General features: G+C 64.0%; 12 protein-coding genes. 7 read left to right on the forward strand and 5 right to left on the reverse strand.

Annotated elements, in window-relative coordinates:
• Positions 1 to 2 precede the first annotated feature (2 nt).
• Positions 3 to 1,397 carry an AmpG family muropeptide MFS transporter gene (locus tag AB6809_RS25330; protein WP_053857372.1) on the forward strand — a complete coding sequence of 465 codons (1,395 nt, stop codon included), beginning with the start codon at positions 3 to 5 and terminating at the stop codon, positions 1,395 to 1,397.
• Positions 1,394 to 2,695 carry a M48 family metallopeptidase gene (locus AB6809_RS25335; protein WP_307251061.1) on the forward strand — a complete coding sequence of 434 codons (1,302 nt, stop codon included), beginning with the start codon at positions 1,394 to 1,396 and terminating at the stop codon, positions 2,693 to 2,695. Before AB6809_RS25330 ends, AB6809_RS25335 begins: the two co-directional genes overlap by 4 nt.
• A gap of 113 nt (positions 2,696 to 2,808) precedes the next feature.
• Here AB6809_RS25335 and AB6809_RS25340 read toward each other — a convergent pair whose 3' ends face one another.
• From AB6809_RS25340 to gatC, 5 genes are all read right to left on the reverse strand, one after another.
• Complete coding sequence (locus AB6809_RS25340; protein WP_307251057.1) at positions 2,809 to 3,591, reverse strand: exodeoxyribonuclease III; 783 nt, start codon at positions 3,589 to 3,591, stop codon at positions 2,809 to 2,811.
• A gap of 67 nt (positions 3,592 to 3,658) precedes the next feature.
• Positions 3,659 to 4,495 (reverse strand): PPK2 family polyphosphate kinase, encoded by an 837-nt coding sequence (locus AB6809_RS25345; RefSeq protein ID WP_006050530.1) that lies wholly within the window; start codon positions 4,493 to 4,495, stop codon positions 3,659 to 3,661.
• A 175-nt stretch (positions 4,496 to 4,670) separates the two neighbouring features.
• Positions 4,671 to 6,146, reverse strand: a complete 1,476-nt coding sequence (gene gatB / locus AB6809_RS25350; RefSeq protein ID WP_371027404.1) for an Asp-tRNA(Asn)/Glu-tRNA(Gln) amidotransferase subunit GatB — start codon at positions 6,144 to 6,146, stop codon at positions 4,671 to 4,673.
• 5 nt (positions 6,147 to 6,151) lie between these two features.
• Positions 6,152 to 7,639, reverse strand: coding sequence for an Asp-tRNA(Asn)/Glu-tRNA(Gln) amidotransferase subunit GatA (gene gatA, locus AB6809_RS25355; RefSeq protein ID WP_029969450.1), 1,488 nt, complete (start codon positions 7,637 to 7,639; stop codon positions 6,152 to 6,154).
• Between the two features lie 219 nt (positions 7,640 to 7,858).
• Positions 7,859 to 8,158, reverse strand: coding sequence for an Asp-tRNA(Asn)/Glu-tRNA(Gln) amidotransferase subunit GatC (gatC, locus tag AB6809_RS25360; protein WP_006050533.1), 300 nt, complete (start codon positions 8,156 to 8,158; stop codon positions 7,859 to 7,861).
• Positions 8,159 to 8,534: 376 nt separating this feature from the next.
• On the opposite strand from gatC, the gene AB6809_RS25365 reads away from it, so the two are divergent.
• From AB6809_RS25365 to rodA, 5 genes are all read left to right on the forward strand, one after another.
• The gene (locus AB6809_RS25365) at positions 8,535 to 9,578 is read left to right on the forward strand and encodes a rod shape-determining protein (protein ID WP_004189550.1); all 1,044 of its coding nucleotides are present in this window, start codon (positions 8,535 to 8,537) and stop codon (positions 9,576 to 9,578) included.
• Between the two features lie 151 nt (positions 9,579 to 9,729).
• Positions 9,730 to 10,854, forward strand: a complete 1,125-nt coding sequence (gene mreC, locus AB6809_RS25370; RefSeq protein WP_307248550.1) for a rod shape-determining protein MreC — start codon at positions 9,730 to 9,732, stop codon at positions 10,852 to 10,854.
• Complete coding sequence (mreD, locus tag AB6809_RS25375) at positions 10,851 to 11,363, forward strand: rod shape-determining protein MreD (protein WP_006050535.1); 513 nt, start codon at positions 10,851 to 10,853, stop codon at positions 11,361 to 11,363. The genes mreC and mreD overlap by 4 nt, the downstream gene beginning before the upstream one ends.
• Before the next feature lie 139 nt (positions 11,364 to 11,502).
• Positions 11,503 to 14,025 carry a penicillin-binding protein 2 gene (gene mrdA, locus AB6809_RS25380; protein WP_307248547.1) on the forward strand — a complete coding sequence of 841 codons (2,523 nt, stop codon included), beginning with the start codon at positions 11,503 to 11,505 and terminating at the stop codon, positions 14,023 to 14,025.
• 10 nt (positions 14,026 to 14,035) lie between these two features.
• Positions 14,036 to 15,184 (forward strand): rod shape-determining protein RodA, encoded by a 1,149-nt coding sequence (gene rodA / locus AB6809_RS25385; protein WP_307248542.1) that lies wholly within the window; start codon positions 14,036 to 14,038, stop codon positions 15,182 to 15,184.
• Positions 15,185 to 15,218 lie beyond the last annotated feature (34 nt).

Below are 15,218 nucleotides of genomic sequence, written 5' to 3' on the forward strand. Positions count from 1 at the left end.
ACATGTCGAACCCGCCGCACGAGGCGCCTGCACTTACCGCTCACGAAGAACATCCCGGCTGGCGCGCGTTTTTTAATACGCGCATGCTGATCTGCGTCTTTCTCGGCTTTACGTCGGGATTGCCGCTGTTCACGCTCGTCTATCTGGTGCAGGCATGGTTGCGCTCCGAAGGCGTCAATCTGAAGGAGATTGGCCTTTTTGCGCTCATCCAGTTTCCCTATACCTGGAAGTTCATCTGGGCGCCGCTGATGGATCGCTACGTCCCGCGCTTTCCCGGCTGGCGTCCGGGCAGACGGCGCGGCTGGATGCTCGTCACGCAGATTCTGGTCGCGGGCGCTATCGGCACGCTTGGGTTCGTGTCGCCGCGCGACTCAATCTGGACCGTCGCGGCATTGACGGCGCTCGTCGCGTTTTTCGGCGCAAGCCAGGACATTTCAATCGACGCCTACCGGCGCGAGCTGCTAAGCGACACGCAACAGGGTCTCGGCAATGCGGTGCACGTCAATGCCTACAAGATCGCGGCACTGGTGCCGGGTTCGCTGGCGCTGATTCTGTCAGATCATTTGCCGTGGACTACCGTGTTCATCGTGACCGCTGCGTTCATGGTGCCTGGTATGGTGATGACGCTTGTAGTCCGCGAGCCGGAAGTGCACGGCACGCCGCCCAAGAATTTGCGCGACGCCATCGTGCAGCCGTTCCGCGAATTCGTCGAACGCGATGGCTGGCGCGGCGCGCTGTTCGTGCTCGGCTTCATCTTTCTGTACAAGCTCGGCGACACGATGGCGACGACGTTGTCCACATCGTTCTTCCTCGACATCGGCTTCTCGCGCACGCAGATTGGCGTGATCGCGAAAACGACGGCGTTCGGCGCGAGTCTTGCGGGCGGGATTGTCGGCGGCATCTGGCTGATGAAGATCGGCATCGGCCGCGGCTTGTGGATCTTCGGCATCCTGCAGATGGTGTCGACACTCGGCTTCGCCTGGCTCGCGCATCTCGGGCCGGCATCGCCTGGCTTGACGGCGATTTACGACATCGCCGTCTGGACCAGCGAAGGCACGACGAAGCTCCTGTCGTGGGTCGGCATCGACTGGTCGGTGCAACTCGAACCGCGCTCGGTCGCGCTCGCGCTCGTCTACGGTTTCGAAACTTTCTCCACCGGTCTGACGATGGCGGCCTTCACCGCGTACATCGCCAGCACGACCGATCCGCGTTATACGGCCACGCAGTTCGCGCTCTTTACGAGCCTGGCTTCGGTGCCGCGCACGTTGGCGTCGGCGGCGAGTGGCTATGTGGTCGCGAAGATCGGCTGGTTCGACTACTTCATTGTCTGTACCGCGTTGGCTGTGCCGGGCATGCTGCTTTTGTTGCGCATCGCGCCGTGGAGAGTGCGGTCGTGAAGGTGCTTTTCGCAAAACAGCCATTGCGCTTCGGTGCACGTCGCGGCGTCGCGTTGCGCGATGCTGGCCGTGGCGCGCTTCTCGCAGCGTTGTGGGTCGGCTGTTCGGGGTTTGTGAGTTTGATCGCGCCGTCCGCCGCTGTTTACGCAGCAGCCGGAACGCCGGCCGCTGGAGCGCCAGCCACTGGAGCGCCGGCCGCCGCCGCGCCGACCACCGCTGCACCGCCCGCTGCTAACAGCGCCGCGGCCGGCACGTCGCTCAACGCTGCAACGGCTGCTGCGCCGCAACCGCCCGCGCCCGCGGCTAAATCCGCGGCGGCGGCCACGAACGCCGAAAGCGCGCCGACTGCACCGCCGGCCGCGAACAGCGCGACGAGTTCCGGCAACGCGCCGGCAGGACCAACCGCTCAACCATCCGCGAGCGCGAAAGCCGCGGCGCCGACGTCATCGCCCGCTGGCGCTGCAAAGCCGGCTGCGTCGTACGGCCCGAGCAACCAGTTGCGTTACGGCGGCTATCTGGTGTTCCGCAACCTGATTCCGTCGCCGATGCTCGAGGCGCAAGCCGCCGAAGAGTTCAGCCAGATCGCGTACGGCGCCGAGCACGCCAACCGTCTGTACGGCGACGCCGATGCACACGTCACGCGCGTGCGCTCGATCGTCGACAAGATGGTGCCGTACTCGCTCAAATGGAACGAGCGGGCGAAGGGCTGGAAGTGGGACGTCGCCGTCGTGCGTTCGCCCGACATTCGCATGTACTGCCTGCCGGGCGGCAAGATCGTCGTGTACGGTGGGCTGCTCGACCGCGCGCATCTGAACGATAACGAGCTCGGCATGCTGATCGGCCATGAGATCGCGCATGCGCTGCGTGAACATGCGCGTGAGCGGCTCGGTCAGTTGCAGGCAAGCCAATTGGATTCGTCGGGCACGATCCCGCAGCTCTTCGGTCTCGCGGACCTGGGCGCGGCGCCGCTTGGCATCGGTTCGCGCCTGCTCGAAATGAAGTACGAAAACACGGACGAAACCGAAGCCGACGTGATCGGCAGCGACATCGCCTCTCGTGCGGGCTTCGATCCGCGCGCGGCGGTCACGCTGTGGGACAAGCTCGCGCAGGCCACGCGCAGCAATCGCGAGCAGGGCTTCATCTACGTGCATCCGTACTCGCCCGCGCGCCGCCAGGACATCGTCAAGCGGCTGCCGGACATGCTGCCGCTTTATGCCAAGGCCATCGGCAAAACCGTGGATGCGCTGCCGGACTATGCGGGCATGGGCCGTCCGCGCCGCAAACTGGCGCGCGATTAACGGGCGTCACGCTTCACGCCTCCGCGATCTCGAGCGGGCGTCTTGCGGACGCCGCTCAACCGCATTTACCGACGCGGCGCTTCAACTCAAAGCCGCCGCGCAGAATCTAAAACTCACTTCTTCGTCACGTCGTGATCGTAGTCGACCGTCAGCGGCGCGTGGTCGCTGAACTTGATGTCGCGAAACACTTCAGTGCGTTTCGCCTTGCTCGCGATGCCCGGCGTCGCGATCTGATAATCGATCCGCCACCCCACGTTCTTCGCATACGCCTGGCCGCGATTGCTCCACCACGTATATTGCTCGGGCCGCTGATCGAGCGTGCGGAAGACGTCGACGTAACCGACTTCGTCGAACAGTTTGGTGAGCCACGCGCGCTCTTCCGGCAGGCAACCGGAGTTCTTCTGATTGCTCTTCCAGTTCTTGATGTCGATTTCCTTGTGGACGATATTCACGTCGCCGCACAGGACCACCTCGCGCTCGCGCGCGAGTTGCGCGAGATGCGGCATGAACTCGTCCATGAAACGATACTTGGCCTGCTGACGCTCTTCGCCGCTCGACCCTGACGGCACATACACCGACACAACCGACAGCTTGCCGAAACGCAGTTCGACATAACGCCCTTCGGGATCGAATTCCTCGCTGCCGAAGCCGATCACAACCTCATCCGGCTTGTGACGCGTATAGACGCCCGCGCCGCTATAACCCTTCTTCACCGCGTGCTGGAAATAGCCGGTGAAATCATGCGGTGCGAGGAATTCCGGCGTCATGTCGTCCTGCGAACATTTGATTTCCTGCACGCAGAGCACGTCGGCATTCTGCTCGCCGAACCAGTCGAAAAAACCCTTTTTGGCCGCTGAGCGGATGCCGTTCAGGTTGGCGGTAATCACACGCAACATGTCGTTCCTTTGTGTTCGATTCGTTTGGAGATTCGTCTTCGAGATGGTTTTCCGACGACGCCGAAAGTCATTCGATCTTCACGCCTTTCAGCGATTCCTTGGCCGGCGGAAATTCCAGCTTCAGGTCCTGGAAAGTGCGCAATAGCAACTCGGCGACCATCACATTGCGATGCGTTTTCGAGTCCGCGGGGATGACGTACCACGGCGCGTATTCGGTCGAAGTCGCGGCCAGCGCGTTGCGATAAACGCCCTGGTATGTGTCCCACTGCTTGCGTGCGTCGAGATCCGCTACGTCGAACTTCCAGTGCTTGGTCTCATCGTCGACGCGCGCCTGAAGCCGCTCGCGCTGCTCGTCCTTCGAAATATGCAGCATGCACTTGATGATCGTCGTGTCGCTGTCGGCAAGCAGTTCCTCGAACTGGCGAATGTGGCGGCAGCGCACGTCGAATGCATTCGCGTCGATGTTGCCGAGCACGGTCGGCACCAGCAGGTCTTCGTAGTGGCTGCGATTGAAGATCGTCAGTTCGCCCGCAGCGGGCGCTTGCGCATGCACGCGCCACAGGAAGTCGTGCGCGAGTTCGTCGGGCGTCGGCGCCCTGAACGGCGCGATGCGCAGACCGAGCGGATCGACTTCGTGAAACACGGCGCGAATCGTGCCGTCCTTGCCGCTCGTGTCCATGCCTTGCAGGACCAGCAGCACGCGGCGTTTTCGTTGCGCGTGCAAGCGCTCCTGCAAGACGTCGAGCTTCGCGCCGATCTCGGAGAGCCGCTCGCGGTCGGAATCTTTCGATCCCGTGGAAAAAGGCTTCGACGCGGGATCGAAATCGTCGAGCGAGAATTTGCCGTTCTTTTTGCCCTCGAAATAAGGCACGCGGAAATCGTCGAGGTCGGGTCGCTTCGCCATCCACACACTCCGTAATCTGCGTTCGGGTTCGCAAAAGCGGGCCCGCAAATGAAACGGGCCGTTGCCGCACTTTCGTTTCCGGCAACAGCCCGCGGTCGCCGAAGCGCAAACAATGCTTCGGCTATAGACGTTCGACCGCACGTCGGCCAAATTTCAGCCTGGCCCGAACGAGGCGTCAGCCCAGCTTCTTCTTCAGCAGTTCGTTCACTTGCGCCGGATTCGCCTTGCCCTTCGTCGCCTTCATGGCCTGGCCGATCAGCGCGTTGAACGCCTTCTCCTTGCCCGCGCGGAATTCTTCCACCGACTTCTGGTTCGCCGCGAGCACCTCGTCGATGATCGCTTCCAGCGCGCCGGTATCCGAAATCTGCTTCAGGCCCTTCGCTTCGATGATGCGATCGGCCGCGGCCTCGTCGGTCGCCTTCTCTTCCCAGATCGCGAGGAAAATTTCCTTCGCGATCTTGTTGGAGATGGTGCCGTCGGCGATACGTTGCAACAGCAGCGCGAGTTGCGCGGACGACACCGGGCACTCGGCAATGTCGAGACCTTCGCGATTCAGTTGCGACGACACCTCGCCCATCACCCAGTTCGCCGCGACCTTCGCGTTGGCCGCGCCGAGCTTCCCGACGACCGCTTCGAAATACACGGCCGTCGCCTTGCTCGACGTCAACACGTTTGCGTCATACGGCGTCAAACCGTATTGCGACACGAAACGCTGCTGGATCGTTTCCGGCAGCTCCGGCATGTCGCGCTTCACGCGATCGACCCACGCTGCGTCGATCACGAGCGGCATCAGATCGGGATCGGGGAAATAGCGGTAATCGTGCGCGTCTTCCTTGCTGCGCATCGAGCGCGTTTCGCGCTTGTCCGGATCGTACAGACGCGTTTCCTGCACCACTGTGCCGCCGTCTTCGATCAGTTCGATCTGACGGCGCACTTCGTACTGGATCGCTTCTTCGAGGAAGCGGAACGAGTTGAGGTTCTTGATCTCAGCACGCGTGCCGAATTCGGCCTGACCGACCGGACGCACCGACACGTTCGCGTCGCAGCGGAACGAGCCTTCCTGCATGTTGCCGTCGCAAATGCCGAGCCACGTGACGAGCGTGTGCAGCGTCTTGGCGTAGGCCACCGCTTCGGCCGCGCTGCGCATTTCCGGCTCGGTGACGATTTCGAGCAACGGCGTGCCCGCGCGATTCAGGTCGATGCCGGTCATGCCCGCGAAGTCTTCGTGCAGCGACTTGCCCGCGTCTTCCTCGAGATGGGCGCGCGTCAGATTGACGACCTTCGTGTAGGCCGCCGTGCCCGCCTTCTCGTTGGCCGGCACCTGGATCGTCACCTGGCCGCCTTGCACGACGGGAATCTCGTACTGGCTGATCTGATAGCCCTTCGGCAGATCGGGGTAGAAATAGTTTTTACGCGCGAAGATGCTGCGCGGCGCGACCGTTGCGCCGATAGCAAGACCGAACTCGATTGCGCGCTCCACGGCGCCGCGGTTCATCACCGGCAAGGTGCCGGGCAAGGCCAGATCGACGGGGCAAGCCTGCGTGTTCGGCGCGGCGCCGAATTGCGTGGGGGCGCCGGAGAAAATTTTCGATTGCGTGGACAGCTGCGCGTGGGTCTCCAGACCGATCACGACTTCCCATTGCTTGGTCATGGTGCTCACACTCCTGCCGGTGCCTTGCGGTGCCAGTCGGTCGCGCGCTGGAACGCGTCGGCCACCTGCAGCATCCGGGCTTCATTGAAATAGTTGCCGATGATCTGCAATCCCACCGGACGCTGTGCATTCGCGCCCGCGCCGAAGCCGCACGGCACGCTCATGCCCGGCAAGCCGGCGAGGCTCACGGACAGCGTGTAGATGTCGGCGAGATACATCTGCACGGGGTCGTCGCCCTTCGCGCCGAGATCCCACGCCACCGACGGTGCGACCGGTCCCATGATGACGTCGCACTGTTTGAACGCCTCCTGGAAATCCTGCGCGATGATGCGGCGAATTTTCTGCGCTTGCAGGTAATACGCGTCGTAATAGCCGTGGGAAAGCACGTAAGCGCCGACCATGATGCGACGCTTCACTTCGGGCCCGAAGCCTTCGGCGCGCGACTTCTTGTACATGTCGAGCAGGTCGCGATATTCCGCGGCGCGATGGCCGAAGCGCACGCCGTCGAAGCGCGACAGGTTCGACGATGCCTCCGCCGGCGCGATCACGTAATAGACCGGAATGGACAGCTCGGTCTTCGGCAGCGATACGTCGACGAGCGTGGCGCCGAGCGCCTCGTATTGCTTGAGCGCGGCGTCGACCGATGCGCGCACGTCGTCGGCGAGACCTGCGCCGAAATACTCTTTCGGCAAGCCGATGCGCAGACCGTCGAGCGGCTTGCCGGCGCCGTCCTGCTTCCATGCCTGACCGAGATAGCGCGTGTAGTCTTCGTCGTCGCGCACCAGGCTCGTGGAATCGCGCTGGTCAAAACCGGCCATTGCGTTAAGCAGCGTTGCGCAGTCAGCGGCGCTTTGCGCCATCGGACCGCCCTGATCCAGCGACGACGCGAACGCGATCATGCCGTAACGCGACACGCGGCCGTAAGTCGGCTTGATGCCGGTGATGCCCGAGAACGACGCCGGCTGACGGATCGAGCCGCCGGTATCGGTGCCGGTTGCAGCAGGCGCGAGGCGCGCGGCCACAGCCGCCGCGGAGCCGCCTGACGAGCCGCCCGGCACTGCCTGACGATCCCACGGGTTCTGGACGGGGCCAAAATACGAATTTTCGTTCGACGAGCCCATCGCGAACTCGTCCATGTTCGTCTTGCCGACGCACACCATGCCGGCGCTCTGCAGACGCTCGACCACGGTGGCGTCGAACGGGCTTTCGTAGTTCGACAGCATTTTCGAGCCGGCCGTGGAGCGCCAGCCTTTGGTGACGAACACATCCTTGTGCGCGATCGGCACGCCGGTCAGCGGGCCGCCGTGGCCCGAGTGAAGCAGCGCGTCCGCGGCTTTTGCCTGAGCGAGCGTGAGATCCGGATCGACCTGGATGAACGCATTGAGGCCGCGCGCCGCGTCGATGCGTTTTAGATAGAGCTGAGCCAGCTCGACTGCGGAGCATTCCTTGGCGGCCAACGCGGCGCGCAGTTCGGTCAAACTTTTTTCATGCATTGCGTGTTGTCCTGGAAAGCGCGGCAACGCGGATCGCGCTGCCGTGGAAGCGTTCGGTTGCGGGCCGGCGAACCGGGCCGAGGTGTCGACGAACATATCGGCGAACATACCGGCGACAAGCGAAGCTGCGCGCGCCGGATTCGGCGCGGCATGCCGTGCTCGCGGTGGTGGCTCGCGGCCCGCAAGCCGCGCCGCGCCCGCCGCGCGCTGTTATCGCCGTTATTCGATCACCTTCGGCACGAGATACAGACCGTCCTGCACGGCCGGTGCGGGACGCTGGAAAGCCTCGCGCTCGATCGTTTCGGTCACCGCATCGTCGCGCAGACGCAGCGCGACGTCTTCGATCTGCTCGATCGGATGGGCAAGCGGTGCGATGCCCGTGGTGTCGACCGCCTGCATCTGCTCGACGAGGCCAAAAAACTCGTTGAGCTGGACAAGCGTGTGTTCGGCGTCGGCGTCGGCCAGTTCGAGCCGCGCGAGATGCGCGATGCGCTTAACATCGGTCAGGGTCAAAGCCATGCAGTCACCGGAAAAAGTGGCGGACCGCCGCAGCCGGAAAAGCGCGCTGCGACAGCGAGTTAGGACGCTGGAGGAAGACCTCGAAAAAGGGGCCGGCGGCGGCAAAAAGTGCCGTCCGTTTCCTTCAAATCATCCAAAATTATAAGGTATCATTACGCGTTCGACCCAAACCCGGACCGACTTACCCAGGCCTTTCTGGACATTTCGTAAAGAGAGTTCGGATATTTCTGACCTGGCTTTGTATCGGCCTCCGGTAGACTCCCCCGCAGCTTCAAGTTCCAGTGGCGCCGCTTCGCCAGGTTGAAGCTGTTATTTTTTTCCGCTGCCGCCCTGCGCAACGTTGCGAGGCCCGGCCCCAAGCGAGACAGGATTTTGAATGTTCGGTTTTTTGCGCAGCTACTTCTCCAACGATCTGGCGATTGATCTAGGCACCGCCAACACGCTTATCTACATGCGTGGCAAAGGCATCGTTCTTGACGAACCGTCGGTGGTGTCCATCCGCCAGGAAGGCGGTCCCAACGGCAAGAAAACCATTCAGGCAGTCGGTAAGGAAGCCAAACAGATGCTCGGCAAGGTGCCGGGCAACATCGAGGCCATCCGCCCCATGAAAGACGGCGTGATCGCCGACTTCACGGTGACCGAGCAGATGATCAAGCAGTTCATCAAAACGGCTCACGAATCGCGCATGTTCTCGCCGTCGCCGCGCATCATCATTTGCGTGCCGTGCGGTTCGACCCAGGTCGAGCGCCGCGCGATCAAGGAAGCCGCGCACGGTGCGGGCGCGTCGCAGGTCTATCTCATTGAAGAACCCATGGCCGCGGCAATCGGCGCTGGCCTGCCGGTGTCGGAAGCCACCGGCTCCATGGTCGTCGACATCGGTGGCGGCACGACGGAAGTCGGCGTGATCTCGCTCGGCGGCATCGTGTACAAGGGCTCGGTGCGCGTAGGCGGCGACAAGTTCGACGAAGCCATCGTCAACTACATCCGCCGCAACTACGGCATGCTGATCGGCGAGCAAACCGCCGAAGCCATCAAGAAGGAAATCGGTTCGGCCTTCCCCGGCTCCGAAGTCAAGGAAATGGAAGTGAAGGGCCGCAATCTGTCGGAAGGCATCCCGCGCAGCTTCACCATCTCGAGCAACGAGATTCTCGAAGCGCTGACCGATCCGCTGAATCAGATCGTGTCGTCGGTGAAGATCGCGCTCGAGCAAACGCCGCCGGAACTCGGCGCGGACATCGCCGAGCGCGGCATGATGCTCACGGGCGGTGGCGCACTGCTGCGCGATCTGGACCGCCTGCTCGCCGAAGAAACCGGCCTGCCGGTGCTCGTCGCCGAAGACCCGCTGACGTGCGTCGTGCGCGGCTCGGGCATGGCGCTCGAGCGCATGGACAAGCTCGGCAGCATCTTCTCGTACGAGTAAGCGAGCGAGTTCGATGTCAGCAGCGCGGATCTGGCAAACGGCCCCTTGCGGGCCCGTTTGCCGTTGGCTGCGCCGCCCAGCGTCCGTACGCTGAACCGCGTTTTCAGCGCGCCGCCGCCTCACCCAACCGCTTACGCCCCCGGCGCCGACCATGGAATACAGTCCGCCGCCTCTGTTCAAGCAAGGCCCGTCCGCCCTCGCACGACTTGTTTTTTTCGTCGTGCTGGCGCTCGCCCTGCTGATCTCCGACGCACGCTTCAAGACGCTCGAAATCGTTCGCGGCGTGCTCGGCGTGGGTCTCTATCCGTTGCAGCGCGCAGCGCTGGTGCCGCGCGACGTCTTCATGGGCGCCGCCGATCTGGCCGTGACGAGCGCCACCTTGCGCAGCGACAACGAAAAGCTGCGCACGCGCAACCTTCAACTGTCGCAGCAGGCCAATACAGCCGCCGAACTCTCCGCTGAGAACGGCCATTTGCGCGCATTGCTGCAACTGTCGCAGCGCGCGACCACGCAATCGTTGCCCGCTGAAATCCAGTACGACACGCGCGATCCGTTCACGCAAAAGGTCGTCATCAATCGTGGCGCGCAGCAAGGCATTCAGAACGGCTCGCCGGTCGTGAACGAAGACGGCGTGATCGGTCAGGTGACCCGCGTGTTCCCGCTGCAGGCCGAAGTCACGTTGCTGACCGACAAGGATCAGGCCGTGCCCGTGCAGATCGTGCGCACCGGCTTGCGCAGCGTCATTTACGGCACGCTTAAGGGCGATACGCTCGACCTGCGCTTCGTGCCGATCAGCGCCGACGTTCAGACGGGCGACGAACTCGTCACGAGCGGGCTCGACGGTGTGTATCCGCCGGGGCTGCCGGTCGCCAAGGTCGTGCGCGTCGACAAGCAGGCGGACACCGCCTTCGCGCGCGTGATCTGCCTGCCGATTGCGCCGGTGCGCGGCGCGCGTCAATTGCTGGTGCTGCATTACGTGAACGACGTGCCGCCGCGTCCCGCCGAAGAGCCGGACCCGGCCGCAGCCGCCAAAGAGGCGGCCAAAGCGAAAAAAGGCGCGAAGGCAGACGGCAAGGCCGCCGCCGACAAATCCGCGAAACCGGCGGAAAAAACCGGCGCGGACAAAAACGCCGCGGCCAAACCTGCGGACAATACGCCAGCCCAAGCTGCGCAAGCAGGCAAGCAAGGCGCCGCCGACCAGAAATCCGCTGCATCGAAGAAACCCGCCGCCGCCGAAAAAGCGAAGCCGCAAGCCGCGCCCGGGGCAAAGCCATGAACCGCCCTCAATACATTCTGCAGCCGGTCAATCCCTACTTCATCGCGTTCAGCCTCGCCGCGGCGTTTCTGCTGAATCTGATGCCGTGGGGCCGCATGATCGGCGTGCCCGATTTCGTCGCGCTCGTGCTGCTGTTCTGGAACGTGCACCAGCCGCGCAAGGTCGGCATGGGCATAGCGTTCTTCCTCGGCTTGCTGATGGACGTGCACAACGCGAGCCTGCTCGGCGAGCACGCGCTGGCGTACACGCTGCTCTCGTACGGCGCGATCACGATCCATCGCCGCGTACTGTGGATGTCGCTCGGCGTGCAGACTTTTGCGGTCATGCCGCTGCTCGTGACCGCGCAAGTAGTGCCGTTCGTGATTCGTCTGCTGACGGGCGCTGCATTTCCCGGCTGGGGCTATCTGGTCGACGGTTTCGTGGAAGCCGCCCTCTGGCCGGTCGCGAGCGTGCTGCTGTTGATGCCGCAGCGCCGGCCCGCCGACCCCGACGACACGCGGCCGATTTAACCAGGCGTCGAGCGCGCCGGCCGTCCATGGAACGTATGTTTTCTGCCCGCCCGACGCCCACTGCCGTTCATGCCTTCCGGTTTCGCCCGGATCAGGCGCACACTCATGATGGCCGTCGCCCGGCCTTTTGCAGAATCGCATGACCGAATTCAAGGACACTCAGCAACAGCTCTCGAAGTTCCGCCTGCGCGTCGCGGCGGCGGGCCTGTTCGTGTTCGTCTGCTTCGGGCTGATCGGCTTTCGCTTCCTGTTTCTGCAGGTCTGGCACTACAGCAAGTACTCGCTGCAAGCCGACGAAAACCGCATTTCCGTCGCGCCGATCGTGCCCAACCGCGGCATCATCACCGACCGTAACGGCGTGGTGCTGGCCAAGAACTATTCGGCCTACACGCTGGAAATCACGCCGTCCAAGCTCGGCGCGCCGCTCGAAACGGTTATCGACGATCTGGCCACGGTTGTCTCCATCGACGCCCGCGACCGCCGCCGCTTCAAGAAGCTGCAGGAAGACTCGAAGAACTTCGAGAGTCTGCCGATCCGCACGCGCCTGACCGACGACGAAGTCGCGCGCTTCACCGCGCAACGCTTCCGCTTTCCCGGCGTCGAAGTGCGCGCGCGCCTGTTCCGCCAATATCCGCTCGGCCCGACGGCCGCGCACGTGATCGGCTACATCGGCCGGATTTCGCAGCGCGACCAGGAGCGCATCGACGACGCGAGCGATCAGAACGACAGCGATCCCGAGCACTACGATCCGCGTCTGGACGCCAACAACTACAAGGGCACCGACTACATCGGCAAGATCGGCGTCGAGCAGAGCTACGAGACCGAGTTGCACGGGCAGACCGGTTTCGAGGAAGTCGAAGTCACCGCGGGCGGCCGGCCCGTGCGCACGCTGTCACGCACGCAGGCCACGCCGGGCAACAATCTCGTGCTGTCGCTCGATATCGGCCTGCAACAGGTCGCCGAGCAGGCGTTCGCGGGCCGGCGCGGCGCGCTGGTCGCCATCGAACCGGCCACCGGCGACGTGCTCGCGTTCGTGTCGGCGCCGAGCTTCGATCCGAATTCGTTCGTCGACGGCATCGACCAGCAGACCTGGGACGAGCTCAACAACTCGCCCGACCATCCGCTGCTGAACCGGCCACTGCACGGCACCTATCCGCCGGGTTCGACCTACAAGCCGTTCATGGCGCTCGCCGCGCTCACACTGCACAAGCGCACGCCCGGCTGGGGCTTCCAGGACCCGGGCTCGTACACGTTCGGCGGTCACACCTTCCGCAACGACGTGCGCTCCGGCCAGGGCTGGGTCGACATGAACCGCGCGATCGTCGTCTCGAACGACACTTACTTTTACATGCTCGCGCACGATCTCGGCGTGAACAACATCGCGAACTTCATGAAGCCGTGGGGCTTCGGCCAGATCACCGGCATCGACATCGCGGGCGAGGCGCGCGGCATCCTGCCGTCGACGGAATGGAAGCGCAAGGCGTACCGCAAGCCCGAGCAGCAAAGGTGGTACGAAGGCGAGACGATCAGCCTCGGCATCGGGCAAGGCTACAACTCGTTCACGATCCTGCAGCTCGGGCACGCCACGGCCACGCTCGCCAACAACGGCGTGGTGATGAAACCGCACCTCGTGCGCGACATCGAAAATCCGATCACGAAAGATACGCGTCCGGTCGTGCGCGATCCGAGCGACAAGATTCCCGTCAAGCAGTCGGACATCGACATCATCAAGCGCGCGATGGAAGGCGTGGTGACGAACGGCACGGCGTCGAAGGTGTTCATCGGCGCGCCGTATCTGGCGGCGGGCAAGACCGGCACGGCGCAGGTCTACTCGCTGCAGGGCGCGAACTACAAGGGCCACGCGATCGCCGAACATTTGCGCGACCACGCGCTTTTCATCGCCTTTGCGCCGGCCGAGCAACCGAAGATCGCGCTCGCGCTGATCGTCGAAAACGGCGGCTGGGGCGCGGAGTCGGCAGGTCCGATCGCGCGCAAGGTGCTCGACTACTACCTCGTCGGCAAGAACAAGCCCGGCGCTCAGGCGGCGGCTGTGGCAGCGGCGGCATCGGCGACCGAGGACGCGTCCGCGCCGGAAGTCGGCGGTGCGCCGGCGCCGCAGGAAGCGGCGCAACCGGTGAAGATCGCGGCGGGGTATACGGCGTTGCCGATGCCGGGGGTTGCGGCGGCGGGTGCGAGTGCGAGTGCGGCCGTGAATGGTGCGTCTGGGGCGGCGGCGGCATCGGTGAACGGCGCGTCGGGGGCGAATGGTGCGTCGGTGAACGGTGCGCCGGCGAATGGCGCGCAGGCGAACGGAGTTCCGGCGAAGGGCGCATCGGTGAACGGTGCGTCTGGGGCAACAGCAACGCCTGCCGCTTCAGCTCCGGCAGCGGCGACATCGAGATCTCCCGCGCCGGCGGCGCAAACGGGCGCAGCGCGCAATCTGCCGGCATCGGCGACATCGGCTGCGGCCACACCAGCCTCAGCGACAAAAGCCCCCGCCCAGCGCAAACCCGCCGCCCCCCGTCAGCCACGACCGGCAAGCGAGCCGGCCCCTGCTGCGGCCGCACGCTCCACGCCCCACCCGGCCCGGGAATCATCGCGCGACAGCGGCACTGAGCCCGCGCCGCCACGCCAGCCGGTTTCCGGCGGCATCGACGAATAAGGAGAAAGGCATGCAATTCGACAAGCGCGCCTGGCTCGACCGCATCAAGCGGATGTTCGCGGGCTTCGACCGCCCGCTCGCACTGATCGTGTTTCTGCTGCTGTGCGTCGGCATCGTCACCCTGTACAGCGCGAGCCTCGACGTGCCGGGCCGCGTGGAAGACCAGTTGCGCAACATCATGCTGACGTTCGTGCTGATGTGGGCACTCGCCAATGTGCCGCCCACCACGCTGATGCGCTTCGCCGTCCCGCTCTATACGTTCGGCATTGCGCTACTCGTCGCGGTCGCGCTGTTCGGCCTCACGCGCAAGGGCGCGAAGCGCTGGATCAACGTGGGCGTGGTGATTCAGCCGTCGGAGATTCTGAAGATCGCGACGCCGCTGATGCTCGCCTGGTACTACCAGCGGCGCGAAGGCGTGATGCGCTGGTACGACTTCGTGGTCGGACTGCTGATCCTCGCCGTGCCAGTCGGTCTGATCGCCAAGCAGCCTGACCTGGGCACTGCGGTGCTCGTGTTCGCGGCCGGCTTATTCGTGATCTATTTCGCGGGACTGAGCTTCAGGCTGATCGTGCCGGTGTTGATTGCCGGCGTGATCGCAGTCGGCTCCGTCGCGGCATTCCAGGACAAGATCTGTCAGCCCGACGTGCAATGGCCGCTGATGCACGACTATCAGAAGCACCGCATCTGCACGCTGCTCGATCCGACTTCCGATCCGCTCGGCAAGGGCTTCCACACGATTCAGGCGGTGATCGCAATCGGCTCCGGCGGGCCGCTCGGCAAGGGCTGGCTGAAGGGCACGCAAGCGCACCTTGAATTCATTCCTGAGAAGCACACCGACTTCATCTTCGCGGTGTTCTCCGAGGAATTCGGGCTCGCGGGCGGCATCGTGCTGCTCACGCTCTACATGCTGCTCATCGCGCGCGGGCTGTATATCGCGGCGAACGGCGCGACGTTGTTCGGACGCCTGCTCGCCGGCTCGCTGACCATGGCGTTCTTCACCTACGCGTTCGTCAATATCGGCATGGTGAGCGGCATCTTGCCGGTGGTCGGCGTGCCGCTGCCGTTCATGAGTTACGGCGGCACCGCGCTGACGACGCTCGGCGTCGCCATCGGCCTCATCATGAGCGTCGCGCGCCAGAAGCGGTTGATGCAGAGCTAGCGTCCCGGCATCGCGAGCGCGAACGCAGGCGCAA

Source organism: Paraburkholderia sp. RCC_158, assembly GCF_041355255.1.
In the GTDB taxonomy this organism is placed as follows: domain Bacteria; phylum Pseudomonadota; class Gammaproteobacteria; order Burkholderiales; family Burkholderiaceae; genus Paraburkholderia; species Paraburkholderia graminis.

What these genes read in the sequence shown, in the direction of transcription:
- mreC (WP_307248550.1), top strand. Translation starts at nt 9,730, where the DNA reads ATGGAATACAGTCCGCCGCCTCTGTTCAAGCAAGGCCCGTCCGCCCTC.
- gatA (WP_029969450.1), bottom strand. Translation starts at nt 7,639, where the DNA reads ATGCATGAAAAAAGTTTGACCGAACTGCGCGCCGCGTTGGCCGCCAAG.
- AB6809_RS25330 (WP_053857372.1), top strand. Translation starts at nt 3, where the DNA reads ATGTCGAACCCGCCGCACGAGGCGCCTGCACTTACCGCTCACGAAGAA.
- rodA (WP_307248542.1), top strand. Translation starts at nt 14,036, where the DNA reads ATGCAATTCGACAAGCGCGCCTGGCTCGACCGCATCAAGCGGATGTTC.
- AB6809_RS25365 (WP_004189550.1), top strand. Translation starts at nt 8,535, where the DNA reads ATGTTCGGTTTTTTGCGCAGCTACTTCTCCAACGATCTGGCGATTGAT.
- AB6809_RS25340 (WP_307251057.1), bottom strand. Translation starts at nt 3,591, where the DNA reads ATGTTGCGTGTGATTACCGCCAACCTGAACGGCATCCGCTCAGCGGCC.
- mrdA (WP_307248547.1), top strand. Translation starts at nt 11,503, where the DNA reads ATGACCGAATTCAAGGACACTCAGCAACAGCTCTCGAAGTTCCGCCTG.
- AB6809_RS25345 (WP_006050530.1), bottom strand. Translation starts at nt 4,495, where the DNA reads ATGGCGAAGCGACCCGACCTCGACGATTTCCGCGTGCCTTATTTCGAG.
- gatC (WP_006050533.1), bottom strand. Translation starts at nt 8,158, where the DNA reads ATGGCTTTGACCCTGACCGATGTTAAGCGCATCGCGCATCTCGCGCGG.
- mreD (WP_006050535.1), top strand. Translation starts at nt 10,851, where the DNA reads ATGAACCGCCCTCAATACATTCTGCAGCCGGTCAATCCCTACTTCATC.
- gatB (WP_371027404.1), bottom strand. Translation starts at nt 6,146, where the DNA reads ATGACCAAGCAATGGGAAGTCGTGATCGGTCTGGAGACCCACGCGCAG.